Genomic DNA, 16,301 nt, shown 5'->3' on the forward strand with positions numbered 1-16,301 from the left:
CTTCTAACCTACAATTAAACACAGTATGAGCGAAATCAAAGCGATCATTGTGGATGATGAACAGCACTGTATAGATGCCCTGAAGACCATGTTGCAGAAGAAATGCCCGGAAGTGAACGTTATAGCCGGCGTAAACAGTGTACGGGAAGCGAAGGGCCTCATAGACGAGTGGCAGCCGGACCTCGTGTTCCTGGACGTGGAAATGCCTCATCAGAATGGTTTTGAGCTGCTGAAGCAGTTTGACAGGATACCCTTTGACGTGATCTTTACCACCGCCTTTGAACAATATGCCCTGCGGGCCATTAAATTCAACGCGCTGGATTACCTCCTGAAGCCTTTCAGCATACAGGAGCTGCAGGAAGCCGTGCAGAAATGCCGCGAGCGGCGTGCAGCCCGCCCGAAGGACAGCAGCGCCGCCTCCCCGCTGGAGGTGTTCCTGGCCAATATGAAGACGCTGAACCAGACGCACCGCAAAATAGCGTTGCCAACCATCAACGGCCTGGTATTTATGCCCGTGCAGAACATCGTGCGCTGCGAATCTACCGGCAATTACACCAAGATATTCTTTACAGATAAAAAACACCTGCTGGTGTCCCGGCCTTTGAAGGAATTTGAAGAGATGCTGTCGGATATGGACTTTTTCCGTGTGCATAATTCCCACCTGATCAACCTGCAGCAAATGCAATCGTATATACAGGGAGAAGGAGGCTTTGCCCTGATGACGGACGGAACGCAGGTGGAAGTATCGCGCCGGAGAAAGGCGGAATTCCTGAAGAGGGCCATGCAATTCTGAACGTACCGGATTTATCCGTTTTTACGCCACTTATTGGGAATTCCCTGCCGGATAATAAATGCCGGTTGCATGCATGTGGCAGAACCGGTACTTTTGATATCAGATAACTGCTTGTAAATAACGTCAATAGCGATATACATCTTTTTTCTCTGCATTACTAGCATTGAGTAGCCCCAAAGAAAAAAGGCACCGCGAGGTGTCTTTTTTAATGCGTATCGGTGCAACCGATGTCAATTTCTTCAGCCTGGTGTTTATCTCTCATTAGCTCATGGCCGCTTCATCTATATTAACGCCGTAGAATCCCGCCAGCTTGCGGATCACGCCTTCCACCAGTGCGTCCGGGCAGGATGCGCCGCTGGTCAGCAGGATGGTGACCGGCGCCTGGTCCGGCAGGAAATGGTGGCTGTGCAGCTCCTGTTTGTGATGAAAGTCCCAGTGGAGTATCTCGTCGCGGGAAAGTATCTTTTCTTCCGAGGAAATGAAGTAGGTAGGCAGTTTTTCTTCGCACAGCTCCACCAGGTGCGAGGTATTGGAGCTGTTGTAGCCGCCCACTACAATGGCCAGGTCGCCGGGTTCCTGCAGCAGGCCGTTCACCGCGCTCTGGTTGTCATTGGTGGCATAGCAGAGGGTATCGCGGGTGTCGGCAAACCTTTCGGATACATCGGCTTCCGTGAGCTGGTACCGGTCCATGATCACGCCGCGGATATAATCGGCGATGGCCTGGGTTTCCGTAGCCAGCATGGTGGTCTGGTTCACCACGCCCACCCGTTGCAGGTCCTTTGTAACATCAAAGCCGGGAGAATATTGTCCTTTGAACAGGGCCGGGAATTCAGCCGCGGCCCGTTGCCCGGTAATGAACTCGCCCAGCAGCCGGGCCTCGCTCATGTCCTTTACCACCACGGTCGGCGTATTGTGCCGGCTGTGCGAAAACGTGGCCCGGGTTTCTTCATGCCCCGGTTTGCCATGCACGATCACGGTATAGTTTTTCTGGCCGATCTGCTCTGCCTTATTCCATACCCGCTCCACAAAGGGGCAGGTGGTATTGTATTGCAGGGGGGATATGCCCAGTTCGGACAGCCGGGCCTCTATTTCCAGGGTGGTGCCAAAGGCGGGTATGATCACAATATCATCCGGTTGCAGGGTATCCCAGGGAACCAGTTGCTGTCCGCTGGTGTCCATAATGAATTGCACGCCTTTTTCCAGGAGGTCGCTGTTCACATGCGGGTTATGAATCATTTCGCTCAGCAGGAAAATACGCTTGCCGGGGTTTTCCTCCACGGTCTTGAAAGCGATCTCGATAGCGTTCTCCACTCCGTAGCAAAACCCGAAATGCCGGGCCAGCAGTATCTTTAACGCCCCAAAATCCAGCAGCGTGGGCTTAAAATCTTTCTTCATCCGGTCCTCCTGCCGGCGCCGGTTCTTGATAGCGGTGATCAGGGGGCTGCGGTAAATAATGGGAACGTTAAATGTCTTCATTCGTTAAATAGTTGTGTTTTTATGGCCTCGCTGCAAAGGTAAGCATTGCCACTGCAATCCACCCTTCAGTCTTCCGGCTTCATCCTTCCCCCCTCATTTTCCTCAATCCTGGCTATGCTTGTCCAGCCAGGCCTTTTCTTCCGGGCTCAGGCTGCCCAGCCCTTTTTCGTTGATCTTGTCCAGTAGCTGGTCCAGCTTCAGTTGCTTGTTTTCCTCCGGCTGCTTTTTCACCACTTTCAGCGGGGATTTTTTAGGCTTGAAAGCGCGTTTGGGCTTGGGTTTGGACGCAGCGGCGCCGGACAGGGAGCCAAACAGCCAGATCAGCGGCTGGCAGAGGTCCGTACCGTTCTGCAGGATCTTGATATATACAAATCCCAGGGCAGCCCCGCCCAGGTGGGCTATAATACCGCCCAGGTTGCCGGAGGGAATGGAGATCAGGTCCAGGATAATGATGGCCAGGGCCAGCCATTTCAGCTTTACGCTGCCCAGCAGCAGCAACCCTATTTCATAATTGGGCATCAGGGTGGCGCAGGCCAGCAGCAGGCACATCACGGAGGCAGAAGCGCCCAGCATGGTGGTGTCCAGCACGGAGGGGTACAGCAGGTTAAAGGTCAGTATATACAGCAGGCCCCCGGTAATACCCCCCAGCAGGTACAGCGGCAGCACCCGCTTGTTGCCCAGGAAGGAGCGGAACAGGTTGCCGAACCAGTACAGGTTCAGCATGTTAAAGAAAATATGAAAGATGTTCAGGTGCGCAAACATGTAGGTGAACAGGCCCCAGGGCTTGGTAATAAAAACAGCCGGGCTGGAGTGCAGCACTACCTGGTCCAGGATAAATCCCAGTACGCCGCTGGTGCCGCCAAAATAGGCGATCAGCCGCAGGATGCCCAGCACCACGAAAATGGCGATGTTCCAGAAAAGCAGGTGGTTCACAGTATTGCCTTGCCTAAGCCAGTAGCGGATATCCGATTGAAAAGAGGTCCCGTTCATACCTGAAAATTACTACTAAAATTTTAACGAATTTACAGGGTTCCGGCTCACGATGAAAGGCCCCCGGTATTTTCCGGTCAAAATTCCCTGTTTTGCTGGATTTCCGGTGTTTTTTTGTATCTTTGCCCTCCCGTTAAGGGTTCCGGGCTAAATCCCGGGAAAATTAAAACCAAATAGGAGGACCAAATTTTGGAAGAAAACAACATTACTAACGAACAAAACGCTGAACAACAGGCCCCCCAGGCAGCAACTGCCCCGGTGGAAACAGCGACAACAAATGCTCCTGTTGCCCCTACCGCTCACGATGATTTCGACTGGAGCGTAGACAAACGCAACGTATCTTCCTACAATGCGGAAGAAAAAGCGAAGTACGACCAAACGTACGACAGCACTTTTAAAGTGATCGAAGAAAATGGCCTGATCAACGGTACGATCGTGGGTCTTACCAAGACCGACGCCGTGATCAACATTGGCTTCAAATCAGACGGCCTGATCTCCCTCAACGAGTTCCGCGACTTGCAGGGACTGAAAGTAGGCGATGAGGTGGAAGTGCTGGTAGTAGAAAAAGAAGACCGCGATGGTAACCTGCACCTGAGCCGCAAACAGGCCCGCCAGCAACGTGCATGGGAAAGGATCGTGGAAGTGTACAAGACCGGCGAAGTGGTAACCGGTATTGTTACCAGCAAAACCAAAGGCGGCCTGATCGTAGACGTGTACGGCATGGAAACCTTCCTGCCCGGTTCACAGATCGATGTGAAACCCGTTACCGATTACGACCAGTTCGTTGGAAAAACCATGGAATTCAAGGTGGTGAAGGTGAACGAAGCCATCCGGAATGCCGTAGTTTCCCACAAAGCGCTGATCGAAAGCGATATCGAACAGCAAAGGGTGGATATCATTTCCAAGCTGGAAAAAGGCCAGGTATTGGAAGGTACCATCAAGAACATTACCGATTTTGGCGCGTTTATCGACCTCGGCGGCCTCGATGGCTTGCTATACATCACCGATATCAGTTGGGGACGTATCTCTCACCCGAGCGAAATACTCCAGATGGATCAGAAGATCAACGTGGTGGTATTGGACTTCGACGACGAGAAGAAACGTATCAGCCTCGGCTACAAGCAGCTCACCCCGCATCCGTGGGATACCCTGCCCGCTCACATCACCGAAGGTGCAAAAGTGAAAGGCAAGGTAGTGAACATCGAAGATTACGGCGCATTCCTGGAAATTCTGCCCGGCGTGGAAGGACTGGTGCACGTATCCGAGATCTCCTGGGCTTCTACCCCCATCAATGCAAAGGAATTCTTCAAATTAGGCGAAGAGTACGAAGCAGTGGTGGTAACCCTGAGCAAAGACGAGCGTAAGATGAGCCTGTCCATCAAACAGCTCACCGAAGATCCCTGGGCTACTATCGAGACCAAATTCCCGCTGGACAGCCGTCACAAAGGCATCGTGAAGAACATCACTCCTTATGGCGTGTTCGTGGAGCTGGAAACCGGTATCGGCGGTATGATCCACATCTCCGACCTGAGCTGGATCAAACGCTTCAACCACCCCAGCGAATACACTAAAGTAGGCAACGAAATAGAAGTAGTGATACTGGGTATTGATAAGGACAACCGCAAGCTGAGCCTCGGCCACAAACAGATCGAGGAAGATCCGTGGAACACCTTCGAAACCGTATTCCCCATCGGCTCCCTGCATGAAGGTACCGTGGTGAAGAAAGACGAAAAAGGCGCCACCGTACAGTTGCAGTATGGCCTGGAAGCTTACGCTCCCGCCCGTCACCTGAGAACGGAAGACGAGAAACCCATCAACGTGGAAGATGTGAAAGAATTCATGATCATTGAATTTGACCGCAGCGAAAAACGTATACTGGTATCTCATACCAGGGTTTGGGAAGCCGTAAAAGCTGAAGAGAAAGAAGCCGTTGCCAAAGAAAAGAGAGCAGATGCCGACAAGACCCGCAAGGCAGTGAAGAACATCCAGAGCAAGGTAGAAAAAGCTACCCTGGGCGATCTGGGCGCACTGGCCGAGCTGAGGGAGAAGCTGAAGCAATCCGAAGGCGGCGAGAAGAAAGAAGGCGAATAATGACGATGCTTAACCGCTCATATACGATCCCCCGGCGCCCGCCGGGGGATTTTTTTGTGCCCTCCCGGCAGATAGCATAGGATACTCCTGTCGCAAAAACAGCCTATATTCCACGAATCCTTTAATGACAGCATGGTACAAAGACTTTATTTCCACGTTGCTTTTGTTCTGTGCCTGCTTTGGCTCCAGGCCGGCGCCCAGTCCCGGCCCGCTGTCACCCTGCAGGACCTGCGTTGTGAATCAAAAGTACATCCCCTGGGCATAGCCGCGGCCCAACCCGTTTTTAGCTGGCAATTGCAGTCGGCAGACAAGCATGTAATGCAAACCCATTACCGCGTGCGGGTAGCCTCCGCGCCGCAGTTACTGAACGGCCGGCCCGACCTTTGGGACTCCGGCAAAATACCCGCTGCCCGCAGCACCTTTGTGCCCTACCAGGGCCGTCCCCTGCAAAGCGCCGCCACCTGTTACTGGAAAGTGGAGGTATGGACCAGCAAGGGCGGGCCTGCCGCAACAGGTACCGCCGCTTTCACCACCGGCATCCTGCACCCGGAGGAGTGGGCCGCAGCAAAGTGGATCGGTTATGCAGCAATGCCGGACAGCATGCGCATCTACCCGGGTGTGCACGGCAGCGGCAATAAGCTGGGTAGCAAAGGACGGCAGCGCACTGTGGTGCCTTACCTGCGCCGGTCCTTCCGGGTGCAGAAACCCGTGCAGCAGGCGCTGGTGTTTGTATGCGGGCTGGGGCAGTACGAATTGTACCTGAACGGGCAGCAGGTGGGCAACGATTTCCTGGCTCCCGGCTGGACGAATTATAACAAGACCTGCCTGTATAATACTTATGATGTCACACAGCAATTGCAGCAGGACAATGCCATCGGCGCTATAGTAGGTAACGGCTTCTTTAACATCAACCGGGAGCGCTACCGCAAGCTGGTGATTGCACAGGGTTACCCCATGCTGCGCCTGAAGCTGGTGATCCGCTACACGGACGGCTCGGCAGAGGAGATCGTAACGGACAAAAACTGGAAGGCCGCGCCATCGCCCGTCGTGTTCACCAGCATTTACGGAGGAGAGGACTACGATGCTACGCTGGAGCAGGACGGCTGGTGCCGCCCCGGCTTTGACGACGCCCGCTGGCAGCCTGCCGTTACGGTAAAAGGCCCGGGCGGCGCCATGCAGGCGCAGATGGCCTACCCCCTGCGCGTAATGGACACTTTTGCCGTGAAAAGCGCCGCTACCCCGCAGCCGGGCAGGTATGTGGCAGACTTTGGGCAGAACGCTTCCGGCATCATCCGCATAAAGGTAAAAGGCAGGAAAGGGAGTGTGGTGCGCATTACGCCCGCCGAGCTGGTGGATGATGAAGGGCTGCCTTACCAGAAGGCCAGCGGCTCGCCCTACTATTTTTCGTATACGCTAAAGGGTGAGGGCGTGGAAGAATGGACGCCGCGTTTTACTTACTATGGTTTGCGTTATGCCATGGTGGAAGGGGCGGCGCCCGCCGGTACCGCCACGGCGGCCGACAGTGTACAGTTACAGGATATCACGTTCCTGCATACACGTAACAGCGCGCCCACCGTAGGGCATTTCCAGTGCTCCGATACGCTCTTTAACCGCATATTCAGGCTGATTGACTGGGCCATCCGCAGTAACCTGGCCAGCGTATCCACGGATTGCCCCCACCGCGAAAAGCTGGGCTGGCTGGAGCAGACCTACCTGCTCCGGGCTTGCGTGGGCTACAACTATGATATCCTGCATCTCTATAATAAAACGGTGAATGATATGATGGCCGCCCAGTTGCCCAACGGGCTGGTGCCGGACATAGCGCCTGAATACGTGGTGTTTGAGGATGGCTTCCGCGACTCGCCGGAGTGGGGCAGCGCCGCCATCCAGATACCCTGGTTCCTCTATACCTGGTACGGCGACCGGCAGGTGCTGGAAAGAGCATATCCCATGATGCAGCGCTATCTCCAATACCTGGGTAGCCGCGCTCATGGGCATATACTGGACTATGGCCTGGGCGACTGGTATGACATGGGGCCGGAGCGTCCCGGTTTTGCGCAGCTTACGCCGGTGTCGCTAACGGCTACGGCTATTTATTTCCAGGATGCGGATGTGCTGGCCGGTATAGCCCGGGTGCTGGGCCGGGAGGCGGAGGCCCGCCGCTACCGGCTGTTGGCGGACAGTATCCGCCACGCGTTCAACAACAAGTTCTTCAACGCCGCTACCGGCGTATATGCTACCGGCAGCCAGACCGCTATGGCCATGCCGGTGTATACCGGCCTGGTGGAGCCGCGTTACCGGGAAAAGGTGATCCGCAACCTGGCGGACTCTATTCGCAGCAATAACTATGCGCTGACCGCCGGCGATATTGGCTACCATTACCTGGTGAATGTGCTGAGCAACTACGGGCAGTCTCAACTGCTTTATGATATGAACAACCGGGATAATGTGCCCGGCTACGCTTTTCAACTAAAGCATGGCGCCACCGCGCTTACCGAATCCTGGCCGGCCCTGCGCCTGGTATCCAACAACCACATGATGCTGGGGCATCTCATGGAATGGTTTTACAACGGGCTGGCCGGTATCCGCCAGGCGGCCGGCAGCACCGGTTTTTCCATGCTGGAAATAGCTCCGCAGCCGGTAGACGGTATTAACTGGGTAAAGGCCGGCTTTACCACCCTGCACGGCCATGTGCAGGTGGAGTGGAAGCGGGAGGGCCATCGTTTTTCACTGGATGTAACCGTGCCGCCCAATACCCGGGCCCGCATCCTGCTGCCGGGCAATAAAAAGGCAACGGTTGCAGGCTCCGGCAATCATCATTTTACCGCCGCATTGCCCTGAGGGTTGCAGGTACAACGCAGGTATTATTAATTATTAATTGTTCATTATTAATTCTTTCCGCATGAAAGTTGGTTTATTCGGAATCGGCCTGGAAACCTACTGGCGCCAGTTCAAAGACCTGAAGGCAAGGCTGGAAGGCTACCAGCAAACCATTGCGCAACAGTTGCAGCAACCCGGCCTCACCGTGGTGGATGCCGGCATGGTGGATACCGTGGAAAAAGCACGGGCTGCTGCCGCTGCCTTTAAACAGGAAGATGTGGCGCTGATCTTCCTGTATGTGTCTACCTACGCGTTATCCGCCACGGTATTGCCGGTGGTGCAGCAGGCAAAGGTACCGGTAGTGATCCTGAACCTGCAGCCGGTAAGGGCCATAGACTATGACTGGTTCAACAGCCTGGGCGACCGGGGACTGATGACCGGCGAATGGCTGGCCAACTGCCAGGCCTGCGCGGTGCCGGAAATCGCCAACGTATTTAACCGCAGCGGCATACAGTTCTTCCAGGTAACGGGTACGCTGGACGATGCCGAAGCCTGGACCGAGATCCGGGAGTGGGTAGCGGCGGCCAGCGTAGCCCGCGGCATGCAGCAGAACCGCCTGGGCGTGCTGGGACATTACTACAATGGGATGCTGGACATTTATTCCGACCTTACCCTGCAGGCCGCCACCTTTGGCGGCCATATCCAACACCTGGAAATGTGCGAGCTGGCCGCTTTCCGGGAACAGGTGCTGCCCGGGGAAGCCACGCGCAAGCGGGAAGAGATCTTCGCCTCCTTCCAGGTGCTGGACGAATGCCCCCCGGAGGAGATCGACCGGGCCGCCGTTACCGCCGTAGCGCTGGACAAGCTGGTGGCGCATCACCGCCTGGGCTCCCTTTGCTATTACTATGAAGGTACGCCCGGCGGGGAGTACGAGAACCTGATCTCTTCCGTTATTACCGGCAACTCCATGCTGACGGCCAATCATGTGCCGGTGGCCGGCGAGTATGAAGTGAAGAATGTGCAGGCCATGAAGATCATGGACCTGTTTGGCGCCGGCGGCTCCTTCACGGAGTTCTATGGCCTGGATTTTAATGATGATATTGTATTGATGGGGCATGATGGTCCCGGTCACCTGGCCATTGCAGAAGGCAAAACCCTGCTGAAGCCCCTGGGTGTATACCATGGTAAGCCGGGCAGGGGATTATCGGTGGAAATGAAAGTGAAGCACGGCCCCGTGACCCTGCTGTCTGTAGTGGAAACAGGGCAGGGCCGCCTGAAGCTGCTGGTGGCCGAAGGCGCTTCCGTAGAAGGCCCTATCCTGCAGATCGGGAATACCAATAGCCGTTACCGTTTCCCCCTGGATATAAAGACCTTTGTCAACAATTGGTGCAAGGAAGGCCCGGCCCATCACTGCGCCATAGGCGTGGGGCATATAGCCGGGAAGCTGGAAAAGCTGGGCGCGCTGCTGGATATACAGGTAGTAAGGGTGTGTTAGCAGGAATGCCTAACTTTACCACCTTAACTGTAGAAAATGGATAACCGCCATCACTGGGAAAATATATATGAGCGCAAGCAGTCCCACGAAGTAAGCTGGACACAGGATACACCGGCCACCTCCCTGCAATTCATTCAAAGCCTGCAATTACCGAAATCGGCGTCCATTATTGATATTGGAGGGGGAGAAAGCAGGCTGGTGGATTTTTTGCTCCATGAAGGATATGAAAATATTACGGTGCTGGATATTTCCGCTAACGCCCTGGAAAAAACGAAGCAGCGGCTGGGGCCGGGCGCGCAGCGGGTAAAATGGATCGTAAGCGATATCACCGCGTTTGAGCCGGATACTACCTATGATATATGGCATGACCGGGCCACCTTTCATTTCCTGACCACGCCTGCGCAGATAGCCCGCTACCTGCAGGTTGCCGGCCAGGCAGTCAATGGTTACCTGGTGATAGGCACTTTTTCCGAGAACGGTCCGGAGACATGCAGCGGGCTTCCCATCCAGCGGTATAGCGAAGCATCCCTCGAACAGCAATTGTCGCCTTATTTTGAGAAGGTCCGGTGCATAAAGGAAGAGCATGTAACCCCATTCCAGACCCGCCAGGAATTTTTATTCTGTCTTTTTAAAAGGAAGCAGCAGGAATAGCGGCCGGTATCAGGTAAGCTGCGCCAGTTGCGCATCGCCAAACTCCTTCAGGGAATCCAGTTGCAGGTCGGCCAGCGCATAGCGTTTGTCACTGCGTTTATGCGCTTCCGGTACTACCACGGTTTTCATACGGGCGGCTTTGGCGGCGATCATGCCGGTAACGGAATCTTCGAAGGCCAGGCAGTGGAGGGGGCTGCTGTTCAGCGCTTTGGCGCAGGCCAGGTATACGGCGGGGTGCGGCTTGCCATAGGGCTCAAACTCCGCGGAATAGACCGCATGGAAGTAAGGTGTAATGTCCAGGTGCTCCAGCGCCGAAGTGATCAGGCTCATAGGGGAGGAGGAGGCCAGCCCTATTTTGAAGTCCTTGCCCCGGAAATAGTCCAGTATATAATGCAGGCCATCCATCGCTTTGCCCTGGGCGCGTATCTTGGCCGTCACGGCATCCACGATCTCGGTCACTACCTGTTCCCGCGTTTTGCCGTTCCATTTGAAGTGATCATGCCAGTAATCCACTACTTCTACGGTGCGCAACCCGGTGGTATGGGCGGTCAGCTCCGTGGTAAGGGTGACCCCCACCGTAGCAAACACTTCCCGCATAGCGATACCCCAAAGTGGCTCAGAATCAATCAGTAAGCCGTCCATGTCAAAAATCACCGTATTGATCATAAATTGTGCATTTTGCGCCGCAAAGATAGCACATTTAAACCGCAACTTCCGGGTTGAGCCGCCTTCAAAACCAGCCTACTTTTGTGGTATACAATTGCAATACAATGGAAACACAAGACAAAATGAACTACGAGCGCATTGCCACCGCCATCGGCTACCTCTCTGAACATTTTACGGAGCAGCCGGACCTGGACGAAGTGGCGGCGCAGGTGCACCTGAGCCCTTTCCATTTCCAGCGGCTGTTTACCGCCTGGGCAGGCGTAAGCCCCAAGCGCTTCCTGCAATACCTCACCACGGCCTACCTGAAAGGCCGGCTGCAGGAGTCCGCCAACCTGATAGAAGCGGCGGAATGGGCGGGGCTGTCCAGCCAGTCGAGGGTATATGACCTGTTTGTGAACATAGAGGCTGTTACCCCCAATGAGTTCCGCAATGCCGGGGCCGGCCTCACCATACAGTATGGCTACCATGATACGCCTTTCGGCAAATGTTTTATCGCGGTAACGCCCCGCGGCATTTGCGGGCTGAGCTTCGTGGAAGCCGGCACGGAAGAGGCGGCGCTACGGGAATTCAGGGAGCGCTGGGCCTTTGCCGCCATTGTGCCCGGTGCGGAAGCCACGGCTGCTTATGTGCAGCGCATTTTCCCGGAAGGCAACCTGCCCGCCGGCAAAGTGCATCTGCTGGTGCAGGGCACCAATTTCCAGGTAAAGGTTTGGCAGGCCCTGCTGCAGATACCGCCCGGCGCCCTTACCACCTACCGGCAGATAGCGCGCAGCATAGGGCAGCCCAATGCCGCCCGGGCCGTAGGCTCGGCAATAGGACAAAACCCCGTGGCCTGGCTGATCCCCTGCCACCGCATCATCCGCCAGGAAGGCATACCCGGCGAATACCACTGGGGAGCCGTGCGCAAGAAGGCTATTATCGGCTGGGAGGCCGCCCGGAGAATTAATAATGAAGAATTAATGATTAATAATTAACGCAACACCGGCCCCACGATTATTAATTATTAATTTTTAATTACTAATTCACTATAACCACCAGTTATAGTGCATAAACAATTGTTATCACTTTCCCGGAAAAAAGTTTTGAAATGCTACCCTGTCTCTATATCTTTGTATAGTCTACTAAAACTATAGGAATATAGGTTGTTCACCATAAACAGATTAGCATGCAAAGCTTCAGAACAGAACTGGAAAATCCTGTTGTAGAAAAAGATATCATCGAGCTGGATAAAAAGATACTGCAGTTCCGGGAAGGGAAGATCCCCGAGGAAAAATTCCGCAGCCTGCGCCTGGCCAGGGGTATTTACGGACAGCGCCAGCCCGGCGTGCAGATGATCCGTATCAAGCTGCCCTATGGTAAAATGACCCTGCAGCAGTGGAAACGTATCTCGGATGTGTCCGACGAATACTCCACCGGCAACCTGCATCTCACCACCCGCCAGGATATACAGATACACTACGTGAGCCTGGAAAAAACACCGGAGCTGTGGGCTAAGCTGGACAAAGACGACATTACCATCCGTGAGGCCTGCGGCAACACGGTACGCAATATCACCGCTTCTGACAAGGCAGGCATCGATCCGGATGAGCCGTTTGACGTAACGCCTTATGCAGATGCTGCTTTCCGCTATTTCCTGCGCAATCCTATTTGCCAGGACATGGGCCGCAAGTTCAAGATCGCCTTCTCTTCCAGCGACCGGGATACGGCCTGGGCTTTCATGCATGACATCGGCGTGATCCCCAAGATCCGCCAGGTGGACGGCAAGACCGTGCGCGGTTTTAAAGTAATGGTGGGCGGCGGTCTGGGCGCGCAGCCCTACCTGGCCCATACGGCTTTCGAGTTCCTGGAGGAAGATCAACTGATTCCCTACATAGAGAACGTGCTGCGCGTATTTGACCGCCATGGCGAAAGGGCCAGCCGTCACAAGGCGCGCCTCAAGTTCCTGATACAGAAAATAGGTTTTGAAGAGTTTGAAAGACTGGTAAAGGAAGAGCACAAGGCGCTGAAATCCAAGAATTTTGTGGTGGAGAGAACGGAGGAGCCGGTGGTCCTGCCTGCCCCTGACCCTGTACTGCCCGCCTTCAGCATCAAAGACCCGAAGAAATACGAGGCCTGGAAAACCACCAACATTTTCCGCCAGAAACAGGACAGCTATTATGCCGCCTATGTACGGGTGCCGCTGGGCAACATCAGCACCGCCATTTCCCGCCAGCTCATTGATGCGCTGCGGCCGGTGATAGCGGATGATGTGCGGGTAACCGCCAACCAGGGCCTGCTCCTGAAATACATCCTGCCGGCGCACCTGCCTTACGTGTACAGCGTGCTGGAAACCGCCGGTTTTGCAGAGGCGGGCTTTGACAGCATTGCGGACATCACCGCCTGTCCCGGTACAGACACCTGTAACCTGGGCATCAGCAGCAGCACCGGTATTGCGGCCCGGCTGGAGGAGGTGATACACGACGAGTTCCCGGACCTGGTATACAATAAAGACATCAAGATAAAGATCAGCGGCTGTATGAACTCCTGCGGCCAGCACGGCATTGCCAGCATCGGCTTCCATGGCAGTTCCCTTAAGAGCAGCGGCAAAACCCTGCCGGCCCTGCAGGTGCTGCTGGGCGGCGGCATTGTAGGTAATGGTGAGGGCCGTGTGGCGGACAAGGTGATCAAAGTGCCCAGCAAGCGCGGTCCGGATGTGCTGCGCACCTTGCTGCATGATTACGAGACCAACGGGCAGGAGAGCGAATTGTTCAATGACTATTACGACCGGCAGGGAGAGCGCTACTTCTACGACCTGCTGAAACCGCTAACAGACCTGGCTACCCTTCGGGATGAAGATTTTGTGGACTGGGGACAGCAGGAAAAATTTGCCACCGCTATCGGCGTGGGCGAATGCGCCGGCGTAGTGATAGACCTGGTAGCCACCCTGCTGTTTGAAGCTGAGGAAAAGCTGGCCTGGAGCGAGGAAGCGCTGGCCAATGCGCAGTACGCAGACGGTATCTATCATGCCTACTCCGCTTTTGTACAGGGCGCCAAAGCCTTGCTGCTAAGCGAGGGCGTGAGCTGCAATACCCAGCATGGGATCATCAATGATTTTGATAAGCACTTTGTAGCTGCCGGTAAGCTGGTTGTAGACGGCGGTTTCAAGGCCACCGTGATGCAGATTAACGAGCACGAGCCTACGGAGAGCTTTGCCAAACAATATTTCCGGCAGGCTGCAGCATTCTACAGCCAGGCGCAGGAATACCGGCAGGCGGTAGCAGCCCCCGCGCAGGAACAGGCCTGAGAACGTGAATTGTGAACGACCACTCATTTTTAAACGCGAAGATCATTATGCAGAACATAACTCCGAAATTGACACTGGTAGGCGCTGGCCCCGGTGATCCCGAGCTGATCACCGTAAAAGGGCTGAAGGCTATCCAGCAGGCGAGGGTGATATTATACGACGCTCTTTCCAACAACGAACTGCTGGGCCATGCCCCGGCCAACTGCCTGAAGCGCTTTGTGGGCAAGCGTGCCGGCATGCATGTATATGCGCAGGAGGAGATCAACCGCATGATCGTGAAGTATGCGCTCACCTATGGCAGTGTGGTACGGCTTAAAGGCGGCGACTCATTTGTTTTTGGGCGTGGCCAGGAAGAAATTACCTTTGCACAACAGTTCGGCATTGAAACCGAGGTGATACCGGGTGTGTCGAGCGCCGTGGCAGTGCCCGGCTTCAACAAAATACCCGTTACCGCCCGCAATATCAGCGAAGGCTTTTGGGTCATAACCGGTACCACGCAAAGTGGGAGCTTGTCCCGCGACCTGGAGTTTGCCATCCAGGCCAACACCACACTGGTGATACTGATGGGGATGAGCAAACTGGCAGAAATAGCTGCCATATTCACCGCGCAGGGCAAAGGCGACATGCCGGCCGCCATTATCCAGAACGGTACGCTGCCCAACCAGAAATTAGGCGTGGGCACGGCCGGGGAGCTGGTGCAGATAGCGGAAAAGCATGAGCTGCGCAATCCCGCCATTATCGTGGTGGGAGAGGTGGTGCGCTTCCATGAAGCGTTCCAGGCCATGCAGGAAAAGCTGGCCAGCGAGCTTAAATTAGCGGTATAATGGAGCAAAATCATTTATTCCCCGTATTCTTCAAACTCAACCGTTTGCAGGTGCTGGTAGTGGGCGGGGGCAACATAGGCCACGAAAAGGTGAGCGCTATGTTGCAGAACAGCCCGGATGCCGGCATCACGGTGGTGGCTACCTGGTTTCTGCCGGAGCTGGAAGCGCTGGCTGCGCAGCATACCACGGTAACGCTGGTGCAGAAGGAGTTCTCCTGCGGCGACCTGCTGGGAAAAGACCTGGTAGTGGCCGCCACCAACGACCGCGAGCTGAACAGGACGGTATGGGAAAAGGCCAAATGCAGCAAGGTGCTGATCAATGTGGCCGATACCCCGGAGCTGTGCGACTTTTACCTGGGCTCCATTGTTCAGAAAGGTAACCTCAAGCTCGCTATTTCCACTAACGGCAAATCCCCCACCATTGCCAAACGCCTCAAAGAGGTATTGCAGGAAGCCCTGCCTGACACCCTGGACGAAGTACTGCATAAGCTCCAGGCCATCCGCGACCAGCTTAAAGGCGATTTTGCCGAGAAGGTAAAGCAGCTTAACAAGCTTACCGAAGTGCTGGTAAAGGACAAAACGGAACAATAGATCCCCCGCTTCTTACTTTTATTCACCAATCCGGCGAGTGTATGCCGTCTTGGTAATCCATATCCCGCTTAAGATATATTATAATTATTGAGATGTAATAGTTTGTTCATCCCTTCCATTCCACTGTTTAGTAATGATTTTTACGTAAATGATTGTTATCCAATTAGATAACCATATTTTACGCTTTGTTTCATTCATATTATAAATAAAAATATATTTATAAATTCATCGAGAAATTAAAAAAATAAGGAGAAATTTCCTTAATTTTATGTCAGTAAATGAGGAAGTGACATCAGCAGACGATCTTAATGCCAGTTTTAGTTAGATTAAGATTATTTTAATATATCGCTGTCTTTGGAGAAGAACCAACTAGAAAAGTCATAAAACCATCCAAAAGGGAGCAGCACTATCACATGATTGCCTGACGGTAGCACCGGTGCTGCTCCCTTTAACCAGATTACAGTTCTTATATATAGCATAAAGAAAGTAGCGGTTATAGGCGGGGGGCTACTGGGCACCAGGGCAGCTAAGGCCATGTAAAGATCTTGACCTTGAGGCCTACCCCCGCCTTATGCCGCGCCAATTTATCACCCCACCTCTTTATCAACCAACGTCGAGATTC

At 54.3% G+C, this 16,301-nt stretch carries 12 protein-coding genes; 9 read left to right on the forward strand and 3 right to left on the reverse strand.

All coding sequences use genetic code 11. From position 1 onward, the window contains the following. Window positions 1–25: 25 nt before the first annotated feature. Window positions 26–793 carry a LytR/AlgR family response regulator transcription factor gene (locus tag LX66_RS27695; protein WP_145719590.1) on the forward strand — a complete coding sequence of 256 codons (768 nt, stop codon included), beginning with the start codon at window positions 26–28 and terminating at the stop codon, window positions 791–793. Between the two features lie 261 nt (window positions 794–1,054). Here LX66_RS27695 and LX66_RS27700 read toward each other — a convergent pair whose 3' ends face one another. Together LX66_RS27700 and LX66_RS27705 are read right to left on the reverse strand one after the other, a co-directional pair. After that, window positions 1,055–2,269 carry a 4-hydroxy-3-methylbut-2-enyl diphosphate reductase gene (locus LX66_RS27700; RefSeq protein WP_145719592.1) on the reverse strand — a complete coding sequence of 405 codons (1,215 nt, stop codon included), beginning with the start codon at window positions 2,267–2,269 and terminating at the stop codon, window positions 1,055–1,057. Window positions 2,270–2,371: 102 nt separating this feature from the next. Next, on the reverse strand, window positions 2,372–3,259 hold the full coding sequence (locus LX66_RS27705) for a rhomboid family intramembrane serine protease (RefSeq protein ID WP_145719594.1): 888 nt from the start codon (window positions 3,257–3,259) through the stop codon (window positions 2,372–2,374). A gap of 189 nt (window positions 3,260–3,448) precedes the next feature. Here LX66_RS27705 and rpsA point away from each other — a divergent pair, with 189 nt between their 5' ends. From rpsA to LX66_RS27725, 4 genes are all read left to right on the forward strand, one after another. After that, a complete protein-coding gene (gene rpsA / locus LX66_RS27710) occupies window positions 3,449–5,350 on the forward strand; it encodes a 30S ribosomal protein S1 (protein WP_145719596.1) in 1,902 nt (633 codons plus the stop codon). A 132-nt stretch (window positions 5,351–5,482) separates the two neighbouring features. Then, window positions 5,483–8,191 carry a family 78 glycoside hydrolase catalytic domain gene (locus LX66_RS27715; RefSeq protein WP_145719598.1) on the forward strand — a complete coding sequence of 903 codons (2,709 nt, stop codon included), beginning with the start codon at window positions 5,483–5,485 and terminating at the stop codon, window positions 8,189–8,191. 61 nt (window positions 8,192–8,252) lie between these two features. Beyond that, window positions 8,253–9,665, forward strand: coding sequence for an arabinose isomerase (locus LX66_RS27720; protein WP_145719600.1), 1,413 nt, complete (start codon window positions 8,253–8,255; stop codon window positions 9,663–9,665). A gap of 36 nt (window positions 9,666–9,701) precedes the next feature. Further along, window positions 9,702–10,316 carry a class I SAM-dependent methyltransferase gene (locus tag LX66_RS27725; protein WP_145719602.1) on the forward strand — a complete coding sequence of 205 codons (615 nt, stop codon included), beginning with the start codon at window positions 9,702–9,704 and terminating at the stop codon, window positions 10,314–10,316. 9 nt (window positions 10,317–10,325) lie between these two features. Here LX66_RS27725 and hxpB read toward each other — a convergent pair whose 3' ends face one another. After that, window positions 10,326–10,982: a hexitol phosphatase HxpB gene (hxpB, locus tag LX66_RS27730; RefSeq protein WP_145719604.1), complete on the reverse strand. Its 657-nt coding sequence runs from the start codon at window positions 10,980–10,982 to the stop codon at window positions 10,326–10,328. A gap of 104 nt (window positions 10,983–11,086) precedes the next feature. Here hxpB and LX66_RS27735 point away from each other — a divergent pair, with 104 nt between their 5' ends. The 4 genes from LX66_RS27735 (at window position 11,087) to LX66_RS27750 (ending at window position 15,679) form a co-directional block, all read left to right on the forward strand. After that, the gene (locus LX66_RS27735; RefSeq protein ID WP_211366603.1) at window positions 11,087–11,956 is read left to right on the forward strand and encodes a methylated-DNA--[protein]-cysteine S-methyltransferase; all 870 of its coding nucleotides are present in this window, start codon (window positions 11,087–11,089) and stop codon (window positions 11,954–11,956) included. Between the two features lie 191 nt (window positions 11,957–12,147). Next, on the forward strand, window positions 12,148–14,265 hold the full coding sequence (locus LX66_RS27740; RefSeq protein ID WP_145719607.1) for a HEPN domain-containing protein: 2,118 nt from the start codon (window positions 12,148–12,150) through the stop codon (window positions 14,263–14,265). Between the two features lie 47 nt (window positions 14,266–14,312). Then, window positions 14,313–15,089, forward strand: a complete 777-nt coding sequence (cobA, locus tag LX66_RS27745) for a uroporphyrinogen-III C-methyltransferase (protein ID WP_145719609.1) — start codon at window positions 14,313–14,315, stop codon at window positions 15,087–15,089. Beyond that, the gene (locus LX66_RS27750; RefSeq protein ID WP_145719611.1) at window positions 15,089–15,679 is read left to right on the forward strand and encodes a precorrin-2 dehydrogenase/sirohydrochlorin ferrochelatase family protein; all 591 of its coding nucleotides are present in this window, start codon (window positions 15,089–15,091) and stop codon (window positions 15,677–15,679) included. Before cobA ends, LX66_RS27750 begins: the two co-directional genes overlap by 1 nt. The last annotated feature ends 622 nt before the right edge of the window (window positions 15,680–16,301 follow it).

Origin of the sequence: Chitinophaga japonensis, assembly GCF_007830125.1 — a bacterium.
GTDB lineage: Bacteria > Bacteroidota > Bacteroidia > Chitinophagales > Chitinophagaceae > Chitinophaga > Chitinophaga japonensis.

Bases quoted from the DNA above. Each gene is read 5' to 3' on its own strand.
- LX66_RS27740 (WP_145719607.1), top strand. From the start codon at position 12,148: ATGCAAAGCTTCAGAACAGAACTGGAAAATCCTGTTGTAGAAAAAGAT.
- LX66_RS27695 (WP_145719590.1), top strand. From the start codon at position 26: ATGAGCGAAATCAAAGCGATCATTGTGGATGATGAACAGCACTGTATA.
- LX66_RS27750 (WP_145719611.1), top strand. From the start codon at position 15,089: ATGGAGCAAAATCATTTATTCCCCGTATTCTTCAAACTCAACCGTTTG.
- LX66_RS27705 (WP_145719594.1), bottom strand. From the start codon at position 3,259: ATGAACGGGACCTCTTTTCAATCGGATATCCGCTACTGGCTTAGGCAA.
- hxpB (WP_145719604.1), bottom strand. From the start codon at position 10,982: ATGATCAATACGGTGATTTTTGACATGGACGGCTTACTGATTGATTCT.
- LX66_RS27725 (WP_145719602.1), top strand. From the start codon at position 9,702: ATGGATAACCGCCATCACTGGGAAAATATATATGAGCGCAAGCAGTCC.
- LX66_RS27700 (WP_145719592.1), bottom strand. From the start codon at position 2,269: ATGAAGACATTTAACGTTCCCATTATTTACCGCAGCCCCCTGATCACC.
- LX66_RS27715 (WP_145719598.1), top strand. From the start codon at position 5,483: ATGGTACAAAGACTTTATTTCCACGTTGCTTTTGTTCTGTGCCTGCTT.
- cobA (WP_145719609.1), top strand. From the start codon at position 14,313: ATGCAGAACATAACTCCGAAATTGACACTGGTAGGCGCTGGCCCCGGT.
- LX66_RS27720 (WP_145719600.1), top strand. From the start codon at position 8,253: ATGAAAGTTGGTTTATTCGGAATCGGCCTGGAAACCTACTGGCGCCAG.
- LX66_RS27735 (WP_211366603.1), top strand. From the start codon at position 11,087: ATGGAAACACAAGACAAAATGAACTACGAGCGCATTGCCACCGCCATC.